Genomic DNA, 18,303 nt, shown 5'->3' on the forward strand with positions numbered 1-18,303 from the left:
CTCGTCTCGCCGGCCGGCGTCCCCCTCGTGGGACGCCGGCCGTCTTGCGTCGATCCGGGGTTTCCACGCCGGTACGTGGTGGTCGGAACGACGGCTCGCGCGCTCGGCCGTCGTCGTGGCTGGTTGCCGGCGTGCCGGAGCCGGTCCGGGCTCGGCCGTCGCCCATGGTGGTTATGCGGGTGGTGAGACCTGCTTGGGCGACGGCTCGTGCGCTCGGCCGTCGCGGGAAGGTCCGGCTGGGGCGGTGGTGGCTGGTCGTCAGTGCTGCCTCGGGCCGCGTGAGACAGCACTGACGGCCAGCCGGAAGACCCGGGCTGGTTCTCATGGCTGTCTCCCGCCCGGCGAGACAGCCATGAGAACCAGCCGCACAAGATCTAGCGCTGGCCGCCGTGGCTCGCCAGGACGGATCAGGTTGCGGATCTTGTGCGTGGCGGGCCGGGGCGGGATGCGCAAGATCGGCGACTCGCTGGATCTTGGGCGGGAGGCTCCGGCGATCCGGAGCGGCCCGCACAAGGATCGCCGACAGCTGGATCTTGGGCGCGCCGGGCGGGCGGTGATTGCTCAAGATCGTTGGCGGGTCGTGGGAAGTGTCAGAGGGGGCGGGCAGAATGCTCGGTGATGGCAAGCAAGGGGAGTCGAAGTGAGCGGGAGCCGGCGGAGCGGCTGCCCGTCGCCAGAGTGTGTGTCGACATGTCGTTGGCGCATCTCGACCGGCCGTTCGACTATCTGATCCCGGCAGCCGACGATGAGGCGGCGCAGCCGGGCGTGCGGGTGAAGGTCCGGTTCGCGGGTCAGTTGGTCAGCGGATTCCTGCTCGACCGGGTCGAGAGTTCCGGGCACGGCGGAAAGCTGGCGTTCCTGGAGAAGGTGGTGTCGCCCGAGCGCGTGCTCGACCCGGAGATCGCCCGGCTGGCGCGCGTGGTGGCCGACCGCTATGCGGGAAACCTCGCCGACGTTCTGCGCCTCGCGATCCCCCCACGCCACGCCCGGGTCGAGACCCAGTCACCGCCGGCGACGACAGCCGGCGATGCGGTCCCGCCGGATCATGCCGGGGCGGAGTCCCCGTCGTCCGCCGCGGCGGTCCTGCCTGGGCATGCGTCTGCGGCGGCTCCGGCCGGTGAGGCGGTTGCCGGATCGTCATCGCCGTCTGCGGTGACGAGCGGCAGCGCGAACCCGGCGGAAGCGGAGATTCCAGGCGCGGTGGGTCCTGCTGGCGTGCCGGTCGGGGTGGAGCCGGGCGAGCTTGCGGTTGCGCCAGGGCGGCCTTCGGGCATCCCCGCGATCATGTCGGCCGAATCGGAGCCAAGGGTCGGGGCCGCTGCTCACGATGGGCCTGCGGCGGGCGGTCTGGGGAGCCGGGCGGCTGCTGCCGACGGGCCTGTGGTGGGTGGCCCGGAGGACGTGCCGCGTGAGCTGCGGGCTGCGTCGGGCGAGCTGGCGGCTGTGCCGGCCGGTGTGGGCTCGGATGAGGGCCGGGCGGGGGCCGGTTCCGGGGTGATGGGGAGGGCGGCGGCCGCGCGGATCAAGGGGCCGGCGGCCGGGGGATGGGATTCGTACACGGCGGGGCCCGCCTATCTGCGAGCCGTCGAGGAAGGCCGGCCGGCGCGGGCCGTCTGGTCGGCGCTGCCCGGGGAGGACTGGCCGCTGCGGATCGCGGAGGCGGCGGCGGCGACCGTGCGTGGCGGGCGCGGGGTGGTGATCGTCGTCGCGGACGCGCGGGATCTGGAGCGGGTCGATCGGGCGCTGAGCGAGGTGCTCGGTGAGGGGATGCACGTCGCGCTGAACGCGGCGCTCGGGCCCGCGGTGCGGTACCGGCGTTTCCTCGCGGCCAGCCGGCACCAGGTGCCGGTGGTGGTGGGGACCCGGGCGGCCATGTGGGCGCCGGTGGCCGGCCTCGGGCTGGTGGTGATCTGGGACGACGGGGACGACCTGCACTCGGAGCCGCGGGCGCCGTACCCGCACGCGCGGGACGTCCTGCTCACCCGGGCGCGGCTGGCGGACTGTGCGGCGCTGGTGGGCGGGTTCGCCCGTACCGGAGAGGCGCAGTTGCTCCTGGAGACGGGATGGGCCCGGGAGATCGTCGCGGACCGGGCGGTGCGGCGGCGACGTGGCCCGGCGATCTCGCCGACCGGTGACGACTCGCAGCTGGCGCGGGACCCGGGCGCGGTGACCGCCCGGCTGCCGACGGTGGCGTGGGAGGCGGCGCGGCAGGCTCTGCACGCGGGCGCGCCGGTGCTGGTGCAGGTGCCGCGGCGGGGCTATCTGCCGTCGGTGGCCTGTGCCGAGTGCCGTGCTCCGGCCCGCTGCCCGCACTGTTCCGGGCCGCTCGGGTTGCAGGGCGCCCGGGACGTCCCGGTCTGCCACTGGTGCGGGCGGGGTTCACCGGCCTGGGAATGCCCCAACTGCCATGATCGGCGGCTGCGGGCCTCGGTGATCGGGGCCCGGCGGACGGCGGAGGAGATGGGGCGGGCGTTCGCCGGTTTCCGGGTGCGCACGTCGGGCCGGGACGAGGTGCTGAGCACGGTTCCGGCCGAGCCGGCCCTGGTGGTGGCGACGCCGGGGGCCGAGCCGGTCGCCGACGGGGGGTACGGCGCGGTGCTGCTCCTCGACACCTGGGCGCTGCTGAGCCGCGCCGATCTGCGGGCCGCGGAGGAGACCATGCGCCGCTGGCTCAACGCGGCGGCGCTGGCCCGGCCGGGCGCGGACGGTGGGCGGGTGGTCGTCGTGGCCGATGGTTCGCTGGCGCCGGTGCAGTCGCTGATGCGGTGGGATCCGGGGTGGTTCGCCGAGCGGGAGCTGTCCGAGCGACGGGACCTGGGGTTCCCGCCGGCGGCCCGGATGGCGAGCCTGACCGGCCAGACCGCGGCGGTTCACGACCTGCTGGCGCTGGCCCGGCTGCCGGACGGCACCGAGGTGCTCGGCCCGGTTCCGGCCGCCGACGATCAGGAGCGGATGCTGCTGCGGGTGTCCCGGTCGCAGGCCCCCGAGCTGGCACGCGCGCTGCACGAGGCGGCTTCGGTGCGGAGCGCCCGCAAAGCCCCGCTCCCGGTGCGTATCCAGGTCGACCCCGCCGACCTTTTCTGACCCGCCGGGGGCCGGTCGGGAGGGAGGACAGGGCGGCAGGGGAGTGGGCCGCCACTGTCACTCGCAGCGTTGCGCGCGTCACTCCGTAGACTGGGCAGGTGCTGCCCACCAGAGTCAGGAGTCTCGCCGCGTGACCGTCCAGCCCATCCGTCTTTTCGGCGACCCCGTGCTGCGTACGGCGGCCGATCCTGTCGTCGATTTCGACAAGGAACTGCGCAATCTGGTGAAGGACCTGATCGAGACGATGCGGGACGAGGGCGGCGCCGGTCTGGCCGCCCCGCAGCTCGGGGTCGGCCTGCGCGTGTTCAGCTTCGACGTGGACGACGTGATCGGGCACATCGTCAACCCGGTGCTCACCTTCCCCGACTCCGAGGAGCAGGACGGGCCGGAGGGCTGCCTGTCGATCCCCGGGATCTACATCGACACCAAGCGCCGGCAGAACGTGATCGCCAACGGTTTCAACGAGTTCGGCGACCCGGTTCAGCTGGTCGGCACGGGGCTGATGTCCCGGTGCGTGCAGCACGAGACCGACCACCTGGACGGGGTGCTGTTCCTGGACCGGCTGGACGCCGCCGCCCGCAAGGACGCGATGAAGCAGATCCGGTCCGCCGACTGGTACGACGCCGCCAAGCCGCCCACGATCAAGGAGAGCCCGCACAACCGGGGCGTCTTCGGGTCGGGTCTCTTCAGCCCGGGCCGGTGACCTGATGCGCCTGGTCTTCGCCGGCACCCCGGCTGTCGCCGTGCCCGCCCTGGACGCGATCGCGGCCTCCCGCCACGAGCTGGTCGCCGTGGTGACCCGCCCGGACGCTCCGGCGGGCCGGGGCCGCCGCCTGGTCCGGTCCCCGGCCGGCGCCTGGGCCGACGAGCGCGGCATCGAGGTGCTGACCCCGGAGCGCCCGCGTGACCCGGAGTTCCAGGAGCGGTTGCGGGAGATCGCGCCGGACTGTGTGCCCGTGGTGGCGTACGGCGCCCTGGTCCCCCCGTCGGCTCTGGAGATCCCGAAGCACGGCTGGCTGAACCTGCACTTCTCGCTGCTGCCGGCCTGGCGTGGCGCCGCGCCGGTGCAGCATGCGGTGCTGCACGGCGACGAGGTGACCGGCGCGAGCGTCTTCGAGCTGGAGGCGGGGCTGGACACCGGCCCGGTCTACGGGACGCTGACCGAGCAGATCCGGTTCTCCGACACGTCCGGGCACCTGCTGGAGCGGCTCGCCGTGGATGGCGCGGGCCTGCTGGTGGCGGTGCTGGACGCGATCGAGGCGGGTACCGCGCGGGCGCATCCGCAGCCGGCCGACGGTGTCTCGCACGCGCCGAAGCTGACCGTCGAGGACGCCCGGATCCGCTGGGACGACCCGGCGTTCGCGGTGGACCGGCGGATCCGGGCGTGCACTCCGGCGCCGGGCGCGTGGACGACGCTGCGGGACGAGCGGCTGAAGCTGGGGCCGGTGCGCCCGATCGCGAACGGCCCGGCCGGTTTGCGCCCGGGCGAGTTGCTGGTGGAACGTAAGCAGGTGCTGGCAGGGACGGCAACGACGCCGGTGATCCTGGGCGAGGTGCGGGCGGCGGGGAAGAAGCCGATGTCCGCCACCGATTGGGCGCGGGGCATGCGGATCGAAGCAGGGGAGAAGCTGGCGTGACGGTACGGAATGCGGTTGAGGAGATGCAGGCGTGACGGAGCACAGGGCGTCGCGCCCGCACGGTGGACGGCCGAGCCGGCCGGCCGGTCCGGGTCACCCCCGGGACGGGCGCAGCGGCCGGGCTCCGCGCGCCGGGCGGCCTCCGGCTGACCCGGCACGGCAGGCGGCGTACGAGGCCGTGGCCGCCGTGCACCGCGACGACGCGTACGCGAACCTGGTCCTCGCCGACATCCTGAACGGGATGGGCCTGCACGGGCGGGACGCGGCGTTCGCGACCGAGCTGACGTACGGGACCCTGCGCGCGCTGGGCACCCTCGACCTGATCATCGCCGAGGCCGCCGGCCGCGAGGTCGCCCGGATCGACCCGCCGGCCCGTGACGCGCTGCGGCTCGGCGTCTATCAGCTGCTCTACACCCGGGTGCCGTCGCACGCCGCGGTGAACCAGACCGTGGACCTGGTGCGCTCGGTGGCGCCGGGCGCGGCCGGGTTCGCCAACGCGGTGATGCGGACGGTGTCCGAGTCCCCGTTCGAGACGTGGCTGGAGCGGCTCGCCCCGTCGTACGAGACGGATCCGATCGGCCACCTGTCGGTCATCCACCACCACCCGCAGTGGATCATCCGGTCGTTCGCCGAGGCGCTCGGCGGCGACCTGGAGGAGACCGCCCGGCTGCTGATCGAGGACAACCAGCCACCGGCGGTGCACCTGTGCGCCCGTCCGGGCCGGGCCGACGCGGTGGAGCTGGCCGACGAGGTGGACGGGGTGCCGGGCGCCTTCTCGCCGTACGCGGTCTATCTCAACGGCGGCGCCCCGCGCGATCTGGCCGCGATCCGTGACGGCCGCGCGCATGTGCAGGACGAGGGCTCGCAGCTGGTCGCGGCGGCGCTGCTGGCCGCCCCGGTCGAGGGCCGGGACACCCGCTGGCTGGACCTGTGCGCCGGTCCGGGTGGCAAGACCGGCCTGATCGGCGCGATCGCCGCGGGCCGGGGCGCCGAGGTGACCGCGGTGGAGGTGGCCGAGCACCGGGCCCGGCTGGTCGATCTCGCGACCGAGGGCATGCCGGTGACGGTGCTGCCGATGGACGGGCGCTCGGTCGGCCGTGACCCGGACCTGCCGGAGGAGGGCTTCGACCGGGTGCTGGTCGACGCGCCGTGCACCGGGCTGGGTTCGCTGCGGCGCCGGCCGGAGTCGCGGTGGCGGCGTCAGCCGGCGGACCTGCCGGCGCTGACCCGGCTCCAGCGGGAGCTGCTGGTGGCGGCGTTGCGGGCGGTGCGTCCCGGCGGCGTCGTGGCGTACGTGACGTGTTCCCCGCACATGGTGGAGACGCAGGTCACGGTGAGCGAGGGGGCCCGGCGTAGCGGCGTCGAGGTGGACTTCGTGGACGCCCGGCCGCTGCTGCCGCCGGGCATGCCGGGGCTGGGCGCGGGCCCGACGGTGCAGCTGTGGCCGCACCGGCACGGCACGGACGCGATGTTCCTGGCGGTCCTGCGCAGGACGAGCTGATCGAACGGACGGGAGGGCGTCGTGCCCTCCCGTCCTCGTCCGGGTCCTAGACTTCGACTCGTGGAACCCATCATCGCGCCGAGCATTCTCGCCTCCGACTTCTCCCGGCTCGCCGAGGAGGTGCGCGCCATCGAGGGAGCGGCCGACTGGGTGCACGTGGACGTCATGGACAACCACTTCGTGCCGAACCTGACGATCGGCCTGCCGGTGGTGCAGAGCCTGCGCAAGGCGACGGACATCCCGTTCGACGTGCACCTGATGATCAACGACCCGCAGCGGTGGGCGCCGGGCTACGCCGAGGCCGGGGCGTACAACGTCACCTTCCACGCCGAGGCCTGTGACGACCCGGTGGCGCTGGCGAAGACGCTGCGTGCGGCCGGCGCCAAGGCGGGCCTGGCGATCGACCGGGACACCCCCGTCGAGCCGTACCTGGAGCTGCTGCCCTACCTCGACACCATCCTGATCATGACGATCAAGGCGGGTTTCGGCGGTCAGGCGTTCATGCCGGAGCTGCTCGGCAAGGTTCGTGACGTGCGCCGCCGCGCGGACGTCAACGACCTGCAGATCCGCATCGAGGTGGACGGCGGCATCGCGGCCGACACCATCGAGCAGGCCGCCGAGGCGGGCGCGGACGCGTTCGTGGCGGGCACCGCGGTGTACGGCGCCGCCGACCCGGCCGAGGCGATCCGGAAACTGCGCGCGCTGGCCGCGGGCCGGATGGGACTGGCGTGACGGCTCCGGCAGAGACCATCATCGAGACATGAGCACGGCTGAGTCCCCACCGGAGATCGATCCCGAGCTGGACCCCGAAGAGGGGCCGGACCTCATCCTGGTGGTCGACGACGACAAGGACATCGCGAGCTTCGTCGAGTTCAATCTCAAGATCCGTGGTTTCGAGGTGATCCGCGCCAAGGACGGGCAGGAAGCGCTCGACCTGATGGAGACGCACCGCCCCGACCTCGCGGTGATCGACTGGATGATGCCGCGGATGGACGGTGTCGAGCTGGTCCAGCGGTTGCGGGCCGAGCCGCTCACCTCGGCCCTTCCGGTGATCATGCTGACCGCGAAGGGCATGACGGTGGACAAGGTCTACGGCCTGTCCGCGGGCGCCGACGACTATCTGGTCAAGCCGTTCGACCTGGAGGAGCTGATCGCCCGGGTCTCCACCACGCTGCGGCGGCACAAGGACGCCCGGGAGGTGTCCCCGCTGACCGGCCTGCCCGGCAACGCGCGGGTGCGGCGGGAGATCGGCGAGCGGATGCGGGCCGGCGGGGAGTACTCGGTCGGCTACATCGACGTCGACAGATTCAAGAGCGTCAACGACGTGTACGGGTTCGACCGCGGCGACGACTTCATCATCGCCCTGGCCCGGAGCCTGCAGCGGGCGGCCGGTCAGGCCGGCAAGCCGTCGATCTTCCTGGGCCACATCGGCGGCGACGACTTCGTGTTCATCTGCTCGCCCGATCAGGTGCTTCCGCTGACCCAGCGGACGGTGACCGACTTCGAGGCCGCCGCCGACCGGCTGTACGAACCGGGCGACGCCCAGCGGGGGTACATCGAGGTGCCCGACCGGCGCGGCAACAAGCAGAAGGCGGCCCTGGTCACGCTGTCGATCGGAGTCGCGCAGGCGACCGCTGACGGCCGCCGGTTCACCGATCCGCGGGTGGTCATCGCGGTGGCGTCGGAGATGAAGAAGGTGGCGAAGTCGCAGCCCGGGTCGTACGTGGCGATCGATCGGCGGCGGAGCGAGGCGGACTGAGGCGGCCCGCCGCTGGTTGGATCTCTGTGATACAGCAGGTATCTTGTGCGCGCTATGGCTTCGATCCCGCAGGCGCCGCCGAGCGCCCCCACTCGGTCCCTGTCGCGCATGGGCTGGCTCGACGCCCTCCGGGGTTACGCGGCTCTCGTCGTCGCGCTCTATCACCTGGCACCGTCGGTGATCGGGACGGAGCGGCACCGCGCGATCCACGAATACATCGACTTCGGCCGGTACGGCGTCCTCGTCTTCTTCCTGGTCAGCGGGTACGTGATCCCGATGTCCCTGGAGCGGCACGGTTCGGTGCGCAAGTTCTGGGTGGGCCGCCTGTTCCGGATCTACCCGGCCTATCTGGCGACGATCGCCGCGCTGGCCGTCATCACGTACGCCGGCATGCACCCGCTGAACGCGAGCCTGCGGAACGAGACGGTCACCGGGGTCCTCGGCCACGTGACGATGCTGACCGACCATCTCGGCCTGCGCGGGCTGGCCTGGCCGTTCTGGACGCTGTCCTACGAGATGATCTTCTATCTGGTCGTGGCGGGCATGTTCGTGCTGAAGCTGCACCGGTTGAGCGTGTGGTGGGCGGGCGGCCTGGCGCTGATCGCCGCGGCCGGCGCGACCCGGCTGCCGGACGACCTGCTGGGCGGCGACTTCACCACCCGGCGGATCACCGCGGCGGCGCTGCTGCTGGTCTTCACGGCGAGCCTGGCGGCGTACGTCAGCGGCCGCCCCGCCCTGGTCCGTGCCGCCGCGGTGGCCGGTGTGTGCTTCCTCGCCCTGCCGCTGCTCAACGGCCACGCGACCTCGTTCAGCAACGCCATCTCGTCGTCGCAGGCGGCGCAGCTGGTGGCGGTGCTGTTCGCCGGCACGGTGATCTACCGGCTGCACCACCGGCAGGTGGCGCCGTGGGCGGGTGGCGTGGCGCTGACCGCGGTGCTGTTCGTCAGCATGGGGATCGCCTGGCTGAACACCGGCAAGTCGCAGCACCTGATCAGCGGCTCGATCACCGCGCTGGCGGTGGCGGTGACGTTCGCGGTGGCGTTCGCGCTGCGGCACCGGGACGTGCCGCGCCCGCTGACCTGGCTCGGTGAGGTGAGCTACTCGCTGTACCTGCTGCACTGGGTGGTCCTGCACGTCGTCCTGCACTACCTGACGGCGGCGGGCTGGCGGGGCAGCCTCGCGGGCCGGGCCGGCATCGCTGTGGTCTTCCTGGTGGCGACGCTGGCCGTCGCCTGGGCCTGTTACCGGTTCGTCGAGATCCCCGGGCAGACCGCCGGCCGGCGCGTGATGAAGCGACTGGAGCGTTCGATCGGCGGGGGCGGAGGGAAACCGCCCGCCGATCCGAACGCGCCGACCCAGGCATTGCCGCTGGTCACGCCACGGGTGCCGGCTCCCGCGGTTGTTCCCGCTCCCGGCCAGATGTGAAGTAGATCGCGCGGTGGGTGGCAAAATCCCGAGGTCGTGGAAGACTCGGGGTTAACCCACCACGCGCTGGCGGGACTCGGTGTAATTCCGAACCGGCGGTGATCCGACGCGCAAGCGACGGTAAGCCCGCGACCCGATCGCCTTCACCGAGGCGAGCGGTGGACCTGGTGAGATTCCGGGGCCGACGGTTGATCAGCCTCTGCTGGTCAGACAGTCCGGATGGGAGACAGCGCGCGGAATCGGAGGGTCGTGCCCACAGCGGCATGGTCTCGCCGGGGTGCGCGAAGCGTACCCCTCGTGTCCGATTCTTGGCGTTTTCTCCCGCAACCTCCAGCGCGTGATCATTACCGCGCGAGAGGACCGGGGCATGGTGACCGAGGACGAGGCGATGCGCCGCGCTGTCGCGCTGGCCGCCCGGGGCCTCGGCACGACCAGCCCGAACCCGGTGGTCGGCTGCATCCTGCTCGGCCCGGCGGGCGAGGTGGTCGGCGAGGGCTTCCACGCGTACGCGGGCGGCCCGCACGCCGAGATCGTCGCCCTGGCCCAGGCCGGTGAGCGGGCCCGGGGCGGGACCTGCGTGGTGACCCTGGAGCCCTGCAACCACACCGGCCGCACCGGCCCCTGCTCGGACGCGCTGATCAACGCGGGGATCCGGCGGGTGGTCATCGCCGTGGACGACCCGACGCCGGTGGCCGCCGGTGGCGCGGCGACGATGCGGGCGGCGGGCATCGAGGTCGCCACCGGGGTGCGCCGGGCCGAGGCCGAGCTCGGCAACGTGGCCTGGCTGACCGCCGTGCGGCGGGCCCGGCCCTACGTGACCTGGAAGTTCGCGGCCACCCTGGACGGGCGGTCGGCCGCCGCCGACGGCACCAGCCAGTGGATCTCGTCGGCCGAGTCGCGGGCCGACGTGCACGTGCTGCGCAGCACGGTGGACGCGATCGTCGCCGGCGTCGGCACCGTGGTCGCCGACGACCCCCAGCTCACCGTGCGCGACCTGCGCGACGGCACGCTCGCCATCAAGCAGCCGTTGCGGGTGGTGGTCGACTCGTCCGGACGGACCCCCGCCGCCGCCCGGGTCCGCGACGCGGCCGCCCCCACCTGGATCGTCACCAGCGCCGAGGTCGGCGCCGGACCGGACGGCAGGGTGGACCTGACCGCGCTGCTCGGCGCCCTCTTCGGCCGCGGCGTGCGCAATGTGCTGCTGGAGGGCGGCCCGACCCTGGCCGGAGCTTTTCTCGCGGCCGGACTGGTCGATCGGGTGATCGGATACGTCGCTCCGAAACTGCTCGGCGCCGGCCGGACCGCCCTGGTCGACGCCGGCATCGGCACCATCGCCGACGCCGTCGAACTGGACTTCACCGAGATCACGCAGATCGGCGGCGACCTGCGCTTCACCGCTACACCCCTCCCCAAGCCCAGGCCGTCCGACCGCCCCGCCCACCACCCCGAACACGGAATCGAGGTCTTCTGACCATGTTCACCGGAATCGTCGAGGAGCTTGGCGAGATCGTGCGCCTGACCGAGGGCGCCGAGGACTCGGCCGTCATCGCCGTCCGCGGCCCGCTGGTCACCTCGGACGCACGGCACGGCGACTCGATCTCGGTGAACGGCTGTTGTCTCACCGTGATCGACAACGTCGACGGGGTGTTCACCGCGGATGTGATGGGCGAGACGCTCCGGCGTACCTCGCTCGGGGTCCTGAGAACCGGGAGCAACGTCAACCTGGAGCGTGCCGCGGCGCTGGGGAGCCGCCTCGGCGGTCATCTGGTGCAGGGCCACGTCGACGGCGTCGCGACGATCATCGCGCGCGAGCCCGCCGACCAGTGGGAGGTGGTGCGCTTCTCGCTGCCGCCGGAGCTGGCGAAGTACGTGGTGGAGAAGGGCTCGATCACCGTGGACGGGGTCTCGCTCACCGTCATGGAGGTCACCGCGGACAGCTTCGCGATCGGGATGATCCCGGCCACCTCGAAGCTGACGGTGCTGGGCAGCAAGGCCATCGGAGATCCGGTCAACCTCGAGGTCGACGTGATCGCCAAGTACGTCGAGAAGATGCTGGGGAGCCGCAATGTTTGAGGACATCGAGCGCGCCATCGCCGAGATAGCGGCGGGCAGGCCCGTGATCGTGGTGGACGACGAGGACCGGGAGAACGAGGGCGACCTCATCTTCGCCGCCGAGCACGCCACCCCTGAGCTTGTCGCCTTCATGGTGCGCTACACGTCGGGCTACATCTGCGTGCCGCTGCCCGAGGTCGAGGCGGACCGGCTCGACCTGCCGCCGATGTTCCACACCAACCAGGACGCCCGGGGTACGGCCTACGCCGTCACCGTCGACGCGAAGCACGGCGTCAGCACCGGCATCTCCGCCGCCGACCGGGCGCACACCATCCGCCTGCTGGCCGCCGCCGAGAGCGAGCCGGGCGACTTCAACCGGCCCGGCCACATCGTCCCGCTGCGCGCCAAGCCGGGCGGGGTGCTGCGCCGGCCGGGGCACACCGAGGCCTCCATCGACCTGGCGGTGCTCGCCGGGTGCCGGCCGGCCGGGGTGCTCTGCGAGATGGTCAACGACGACGGCACCATGCAGCGCCGTCCCGACCTGGAGAAGTTCGCCGCCGAGCACGACCTGGTCCTGATCACCATCGCCGACCTGGTCGCCTACCAGCGGGCCCGGGCCGAGCGGCAGGTGGAGCGGGTGGTCGAGACGGTGCTGCCGACCGAGCACGGCGTGTTCACCGCCGTCGGCTACCGGACCGCCGCCGACAACGGCGAGCACGTGGCGCTGGTCTTCGGCGACCTCGGCGACGGCGAGGACGTGCTGGTCCGGGTGCATTCGGAGTGCCTCACCGGGGACGTCTTCGGCTCCCGGCGCTGCGACTGCGGCCCGCAGCTGGACGCGGCTCTGGAGCGGGTCGCGGCGGCCGGGCGCGGGGTGGTCCTCTATATGCGCGGTCACGAGGGCCGCGGCATCGGCCTGCTGCACAAGCTCCAGGCGTACCAGCTGCAGGACCGCGGTTTCGACACCGTCGACGCCAACCTGGAGCTGGGCCTGCCCGCGGACGCCCGCGACTACGGCACCGGCGCGCAGATCCTGGCCGATCTCGGGATCCGTTCGATGCGCCTGCTCACCAACAACCCCGCGAAGAGAGCCGGGCTCGAGGGGTACGGGCTCCGCGTGACCGGCCGCGAGGAGCTGCCGGTCCGGTTGCACCCGGAGAACGTCCGGTACCTGCGCACCAAGCGCGATCGGATGGGTCACCTCTTCGCCGAGTTGGCCTGAACATCCCCGCACGGGGTGAAGAATGACGATAAAGGGGGATGAACATGGCCGGCTTCGGTGATCCGCACATGCAGACCGTCGACGCTGCCGGGCTGCGGCTCGGCATCGTCGGCTCCCGTTGGCACAACGACCTGGTCGACCACATGATCAAGCGGGCCGAGGCGGCCGCGGCGGCCTGCGGCGTCACGGAGGTGATCACCGCCCGGGTGGCCGGCTCGGTGGAGCTGCCGGTGGTCGCGCAGGCGCTGGCCCGCAAGGTCGACGCGGTGGTCGCGCTCGGTGTGGTGATCAAGGGCGAGACCCAGCACTTCGAGTACGTCTGCGACGCCGTCACGGCCGGCCTGACCAGGGTCGCGCTGGACGAGAGCACCCCTGTCGCGCACGGTGTGCTGACCGTGCACAGCCTCGGTCAGGCCCGGGACCGGGCCGGTCTGGAGGACTCGATCGAGGACAAGGGGTGGCAGAGCACCGTGGCGGTGCTGGACGCCGTCCTCGCCATCCGGGAGATCGAGAAGTCGTAGCGGCTTCACAGGGTGAGGGGGAACACGACACCCGGACTTCACCTTCGCAGCACCTTCTGTTAACCATATAGGGGTGTCGGCGACGCCCGGCACCGGAATCATTCCGTGGTCCGAAACCCCCCATCCCGAGAACTGGTGCCACTCAACGTGATCCCACGGCTCAGTATCGTCGTGCCGTTTTACAACGTAGAGCGCTATTTCGGCCCCTGCCTGGACTCCTTGGCCCGGCAGACGTTCCGGGATTTCGAGGTGGTGCTGGTCGACGACGGGTCTTCCGACAGCAGCGCGGAGATCGCCCGCGCCTTCTGTGCCGAGGACCGGCGGTTCCGCATGATCTCCCAGGAGAACCAGGGCATGGGCCCGGCCCGTAACGTCGGCATCGCCGACGCCCAGGGTGAATACCTGACGTTCGTCGACAGCGACGACCTGGTGCCGCGTCACGCGTACGAGCTGCTGGTCGGCTCGCTCGACCGGACCTCGTCGTCGCTCGCCGGCGGCAACGCCCGGCGGTTCAACAACACCTCCGGCGTCCGCCAGTCGTACGTTCACCGCATCGCCTACGCGAAGGACCGCCTGGCCACCCACATCCTGGAGTGGCCGGAGCTGGCCATCGACCGGATGGTCTGGAACAAGGTGTACCGCCGCCGGTTCTGGGACCAGTTCAAGTACGAGTTCCCCGCGATGCGGTACGAGGACTATCCGGTGGCGCTCAAGGCCCACCTGGACGCGGTGACCGTGGACTGCCTGGGCGCGCCCACCTACTACTGGCGCGAGCGCGAGTCCGGTGAGTCGGTCACCCAGCTGAAGTTCCAGTTCGGCAACCTGGAGGACCGGGTCGTCTCCGCTGAGATGATCATGGACATGGTCGACAAGCGGGCCCTCGAGCTGCGCAGCACGGTGCACAAGCACCTGGCCCTGATCGACCTCACCACCGTGGTCCAGGCCTTCGGCTCGGCGCCGGAGAGCGACCTGGAGAAGGTGCTGGAGCTCGGCCGCCGCCTGACCCGCCGCCTCGACCCCAAGGTGTTCGAGAGCGCCTCGGCCTTCCAGCGCCTGGAGTATTACGGCCTCCAGTCCGGCGACGTGGAGCTGCTGCAGCGCCTCGCCCGGTTCCGGGCCGAGGGCGGTCTGGCCGTCGGCTCCCAGGCGCAGCGTCACCCGGTTCTGCCCTGGCGCTACCGCGGCCACTTCCCCGGCCTGCCGGACGCCGCCGGCGTGCCCGCCGAGGTCTACCGGCTGTCCCGCAGCGAGCTGGTGCTCCAGGCCGCCGCCACCGAGCTGAGCTGGACCGACGACGCGCTGATCGTCCGCGGCACCGCCGAGATCAACCACCTGCCGACCACCGAGGACTCGTCGCTGACGATCGCCCTGGTCGCCGGGCTCCGCGAGACGCCGCTGGAGACCGAGCGCTTCCCGCTGCCCGACGCGCGGGGCAACACGCGGCTCGCGGGCTGGGTGGCCCGGGTGCCGCGCGCGATGCTCGCCGCGATGCCGGCGGGCCGCGAGGCGTTCCGCCTGATGGCGAGCATGCGCAGCGGTCAGGTGCGGCGTAAGCGGCTGGTCACCATGCAGATGCTGTTCCCGTACGGGGACCGGATCGGTGACACCTGGTTCCAGCCGGTGAAGGCCAACGACGGGCGGCTGCTGCTGCGCCGGATGCTCGGCGAGCACGAGCTGACCGGCGCCGCGGCCGACGGTGACACGCTGGTGCTGACCGGCACCCTCCCGGCCGGCTCCACCGACCGTGAGATGCGCCTGACCCGCGCGGCCAAGGAGATCCTGGTGCCCCTCGAGGTCGGTCCGGGCAACCGTTTCACCGCCCGGATCCCGGTCGGCGAGGTGGCCGACGCCACCGACCCGGACGACCCGTTCCTCGGCCGGACCGTGCTCATCCCGAAGATCGGCGACTCGCTGGTCCTGATCACCGGCCTGACCCAGGCGGTGAGCGTCGTGCACGGCGACCGGGTGCTCAGCGTCTCCCGCTCACCCGGCCAGTACCTCAACCTGATCGAGGGCCCGGCCCGGGTGGTGACCTCCGGGACCGCCGCCGACGGGACCACCGTCACGGTGGAGGGCCCGGTGTGGCCGGGCGTCGCCTACGACCGGATCACCTGGCGGCGGTTCCTGCCCGGCTCCGACGACGCGGTGGACGCCGTCTGCCGGGTCACCCTCGACGGCGACCGCTGGACCGGTGTGATCGATGTCGCCGATCTCGGTGACGAGGCGGCAGACTGGACGCTGTTCGAGGCGGGGGACGGCGAGACGCCGTACGCGGTGCAGCTCGAGACCTTCGCGCTCGTCGACCTGCCGCGCCTCCACGACGGGCACCGTCTGTACGCGCGGGCCGGCACCCTGCACCTGGAAACGAGCTGAGTCACCCATGCATCACCACAACCACTACTACGGGCAGGCGCACATCCTCGCCCGGTACTGCGGGCTGAACGACCTGCACCCGCCCCGGATGCGGGGCTACCTGCAGCACGGGTGGAACGTCGCCTGTGGCTGGAACCCGGTGCACGAGTTCTTCGACGGGGCCTGGCGCTACACCTGGAGCGACCCACCGCGCCGTCGCGGGCACTCCCTCGGCCGGCGTAACTACCACGTGATCGGCGCGCCGTTCCTCTACCTGGCCGACATGGAGCCCGACCTCGGCCGGGTGCCCGAGGAGGAGCGCAGCGGCACGCTGTGGTTCCTGTTCCACGGCTGGGAGGGCGGCGGCAAGGGCGGCAAGATCGAGGGCGACCACGCCCGGCTCATCTCCGAGATCAAGGAGACCGAGACCGAGCAGGTCACGATCAGCCTCTACTACACCGAGTTCGAGCGTCCCGAGGTCCGCCGGGCCTACGAGAAGGCCGGCTTCGAGGTCATCTGCTTCGGCAAGCGCGGCTGGAACTACGAGGGCACCGACCGGCAGTTCCTCTACAAGCAGCTGGAGACGTTCCGCCGCTTCAAGCGGGTCGCGGCGAACCGGCTCAGCACCGCGATCTTCTTCGGCACCGCGGTCGGCTGCCAGCCCGCCGTCTACGGCGATCCGATGGAGCTGGAGGGCGACAACCCGCTCTTCGGCGGCCAGGCCCGGATCAAGCGGCTCTGGCCGGAGATGCACGGCAAGGACGTCGATCTCGAAGCGGCCCGCGCCACCACCGATGTTGAACTGGGCCGCTCCTACGTGATGCCGCCCGCCGAGTTGCGCATGCTCTTCGATTGGAATGTTCGTGACTGACCAGACCCTGCCGCCCATCGTCCGCGGCGAGATCCAGCCGTGGACCGACCGGAACCCGACCGGCGGGCCGGTGCTGGCCGCCCTCCTCGCCGACCTGCTGCCCGCGAGCGCCGGCCGGGTCCTGGTGGCCGGGCCGCACGACACCGACGTGCTCGAGCTGGCGGCGAGCCGGGCCGATGAGGTCACCGTCCTGCTGCGTTCGGTCAGTGACGCCGAGGCGCTGCGCGGCGGGAAGTACACCGTCGTCACCGGCGCGCTGGACGGCCTCGCCGAGGCCGTCACCACCGGATTCGACGTGGTGATCGCCGCGGACGGCCTGGACCGGCTGCTCGGCCCCGACTCGCCGGCCCTCGACTGGCCGGAGCGGGCCGCCCTGCTGCGCGGGCTCGCCGCGCCCGGCGCCACCGTCGTGATCGGCGTGGAGAACGGCTTCGCCGTCACCGGCCTGCTGGACCGGCGCCCGGAGAAGGACCGGTACGGCGACGACGAGTGGCGGCCGCTGCACGACGACCCGCGCCGGCCGGTCTCCGCGGCCCAGGTGGAGGCGGCGCTCGGCGAGGTGACCAGGCGGTTCGCGCTGTTCGCCCCGGACCGGCGGGTGCACACCCTGATCGATTCGGAGGCGGTGGGGCGTACCCGTCCCGGTTTCCCCGGCGCGAGGATCGCGCTCGCCGGGCTCGCGGCACAGACCTCGGCCACGCCCCTGCTCGCGCCGGTGACCACCGCCGCCGAAGCCGCGGCCCGGGCCGGCCTGCTCGACACCGTCGCGCCCGGCTGGCTCGTCGTGCTCGGCCCGGCCGGCGAGACCCACACGGCGTACCTGCCGACCGGCGCCGCCGACCTCACCGCCGACGGCTGGCGTCTCGGCGACCGGCTCGTGCCCGACGCCGAGTCCGCCGAGACCGTGCTGTTCCGCCTGGCCGCGGCCGAGGACGTGCCCGGCTTCCGGGCGTTCGCCGCCGAACTCGGCGCGCTCGCGGACGTCGCGTTCTTCGACGAGATCCACGGCCTCGTGGCGGCGCCCTTCACCGCCGCCGGACGGTCCAAGGAGGAGACGCTCGCCGCGGCCTGGCACCGCTTCCGGGACCGGCTCATCGGCGAGCACCGCCGGCACCCGTGGCCGCCGTGGATGGCCGACGGCGACGACCTGGTCAAGACGTGGCTGGCGATGTCCGGCGTCGAGCCGGCCGACGACCTGCTCAAGCACGGCCGGGAGATCGCCGACGAGGCGTTCCCCAGCGTCGAGCAGCCCGACCTGCGCGGCGCCCTCGCCGACGCCGAGGCCGCCCAGCTCAAGATCAAGGAGCAGGCCGGCCACATCTTCGGCCTGGAGCGCACCATGCGGTTCCGGGACCAGCAGCTACGCACCCGCGAGCAGCAGTTGCGCAACATGCGCGACGAGATGCGCCGGTTCAAGGCCGGCAAGGTCGTCAAGGTGGCGTCGGTCGTCGGCCGGGTCGCCCGGCTCCGTGACCCGAAGCGCCTCGCCGGCGCGGTGAAGAGCCGCGCCCGCAAGTTCCTCCCCGGACGCGGCTGAACGCCGGCGGGCCCTTGGGCCCGCCGGCGTGCTTTTCGTTTGTCTGGTCAGCTGAGGTCGACGTTGGTGCCGACGCCGATGGTGTTGTCGTTGAGGCCGACGGTGTAGGTGCTGAAGATGCTGCCGTTGCCGTCGATCTTGATGGCGTTGTTGTCCCAGGTGCCGGCGGCGTTGCGGGTGCGGTGCCAGACGCCGCTGCCGTCGACGGTGACGTCGATGTGGAGGGTGCCGTTGGGCAGGCCGGTGGCGCTGAGGGCGTTGACGGCGGGGTTGCTGTCCATGTGGACGGCGTTGTTGTTCCAGACGCCGGCGGCGGTGCGGGTGCGGGTCCAGACGCCGCTG

The 18,303-nt window shown here is 72.3% G+C and carries 14 protein-coding genes, 1 pseudogene and 1 riboswitch; of the genes and pseudogenes, 14 read left to right on the forward strand and 1 reads right to left on the reverse strand.

The window, feature by feature from the left end; all coding sequences use genetic code 11:
• Nucleotides 1-690 precede the first annotated feature (690 nt).
• From ACZ3II_RS25145 to ACZ3II_RS25210, 14 genes are all read left to right on the forward strand, one after another.
• Complete coding sequence (locus tag ACZ3II_RS25145) at nucleotides 691-3,084, forward strand: primosomal protein N' family DNA-binding protein (protein WP_465520163.1); 2,394 nt, start codon at nucleotides 691-693, stop codon at nucleotides 3,082-3,084.
• A 130-nt stretch (nucleotides 3,085-3,214) separates the two neighbouring features.
• Complete coding sequence (gene def, locus ACZ3II_RS25150) at nucleotides 3,215-3,787, forward strand: peptide deformylase (RefSeq protein ID WP_465520164.1); 573 nt, start codon at nucleotides 3,215-3,217, stop codon at nucleotides 3,785-3,787.
• A gap of 4 nt (nucleotides 3,788-3,791) precedes the next feature.
• Nucleotides 3,792-4,721, forward strand: coding sequence for a methionyl-tRNA formyltransferase (fmt, locus tag ACZ3II_RS25155; RefSeq protein ID WP_465520165.1), 930 nt, complete (start codon nucleotides 3,792-3,794; stop codon nucleotides 4,719-4,721).
• Nucleotides 4,722-4,752: 31 nt separating this feature from the next.
• On the forward strand, nucleotides 4,753-6,222 hold the full coding sequence (locus tag ACZ3II_RS25160) for an RsmB/NOP family class I SAM-dependent RNA methyltransferase (RefSeq protein WP_465520166.1): 1,470 nt from the start codon (nucleotides 4,753-4,755) through the stop codon (nucleotides 6,220-6,222).
• Nucleotides 6,223-6,282: 60 nt separating this feature from the next.
• Nucleotides 6,283-6,954: a ribulose-phosphate 3-epimerase gene (gene rpe / locus ACZ3II_RS25165; protein ID WP_465520167.1), complete on the forward strand. Its 672-nt coding sequence runs from the start codon at nucleotides 6,283-6,285 to the stop codon at nucleotides 6,952-6,954.
• Nucleotides 6,955-6,982: 28 nt separating this feature from the next.
• Nucleotides 6,983-7,981: a GGDEF domain-containing response regulator gene (locus ACZ3II_RS25170; RefSeq protein WP_465520168.1), complete on the forward strand. Its 999-nt coding sequence runs from the start codon at nucleotides 6,983-6,985 to the stop codon at nucleotides 7,979-7,981.
• Nucleotides 7,982-8,035: 54 nt separating this feature from the next.
• Nucleotides 8,036-9,406 carry an acyltransferase family protein gene (locus tag ACZ3II_RS25175; RefSeq protein ID WP_465520169.1) on the forward strand — a complete coding sequence of 457 codons (1,371 nt, stop codon included), beginning with the start codon at nucleotides 8,036-8,038 and terminating at the stop codon, nucleotides 9,404-9,406.
• A gap of 61 nt (nucleotides 9,407-9,467) precedes the next feature.
• Nucleotides 9,468-9,641, forward strand: a riboswitch (FMN riboswitch).
• Between the two features lie 132 nt (nucleotides 9,642-9,773).
• Nucleotides 9,774-10,877 (forward strand): bifunctional diaminohydroxyphosphoribosylaminopyrimidine deaminase/5-amino-6-(5-phosphoribosylamino)uracil reductase RibD, encoded by a 1,104-nt coding sequence (ribD, locus tag ACZ3II_RS25180; RefSeq protein ID WP_465520170.1) that lies wholly within the window; start codon nucleotides 9,774-9,776, stop codon nucleotides 10,875-10,877.
• Nucleotides 10,878-10,879: 2 nt separating this feature from the next.
• Entirely contained in the window at nucleotides 10,880-11,479 is a 600-nt protein-coding gene (locus tag ACZ3II_RS25185) for a riboflavin synthase (protein WP_465520171.1), read from the forward strand.
• Nucleotides 11,472-12,680 (forward strand): bifunctional 3,4-dihydroxy-2-butanone-4-phosphate synthase/GTP cyclohydrolase II, encoded by a 1,209-nt coding sequence (locus ACZ3II_RS25190; RefSeq protein ID WP_465520172.1) that lies wholly within the window; start codon nucleotides 11,472-11,474, stop codon nucleotides 12,678-12,680. The genes ACZ3II_RS25185 and ACZ3II_RS25190 overlap by 8 nt, the downstream gene beginning before the upstream one ends.
• Nucleotides 12,681-12,724: 44 nt before the next feature.
• Nucleotides 12,725-13,201, forward strand: a complete 477-nt coding sequence (ribH, locus tag ACZ3II_RS25195) for a 6,7-dimethyl-8-ribityllumazine synthase (protein WP_465520173.1) — start codon at nucleotides 12,725-12,727, stop codon at nucleotides 13,199-13,201.
• Nucleotides 13,202-13,348: 147 nt separating this feature from the next.
• Nucleotides 13,349-15,574, forward strand: a complete 2,226-nt coding sequence (locus ACZ3II_RS25200; protein ID WP_465520273.1) for a glycosyltransferase — start codon at nucleotides 13,349-13,351, stop codon at nucleotides 15,572-15,574.
• 7 nt (nucleotides 15,575-15,581) lie between these two features.
• Complete coding sequence (locus ACZ3II_RS25205) at nucleotides 15,582-16,424, forward strand: hypothetical protein (RefSeq protein ID WP_465520174.1); 843 nt, start codon at nucleotides 15,582-15,584, stop codon at nucleotides 16,422-16,424.
• Complete coding sequence (locus ACZ3II_RS25210) at nucleotides 16,417-17,961, forward strand: serine/threonine-protein kinase (protein ID WP_465520175.1); 1,545 nt, start codon at nucleotides 16,417-16,419, stop codon at nucleotides 17,959-17,961. Before ACZ3II_RS25205 ends, ACZ3II_RS25210 begins: the two co-directional genes overlap by 8 nt.
• Nucleotides 17,962-18,008: 47 nt before the next feature.
• Here the strand turns inward: ACZ3II_RS25210 and ACZ3II_RS25215 are convergent.
• Nucleotides 18,009-18,303: pseudogene (locus tag ACZ3II_RS25215) on the reverse strand (peptidase S1); the annotation flags it as partial.

The sequence above is a fragment of the Actinoplanes sp. NPDC019969 genome (genome assembly GCF_055562375.1).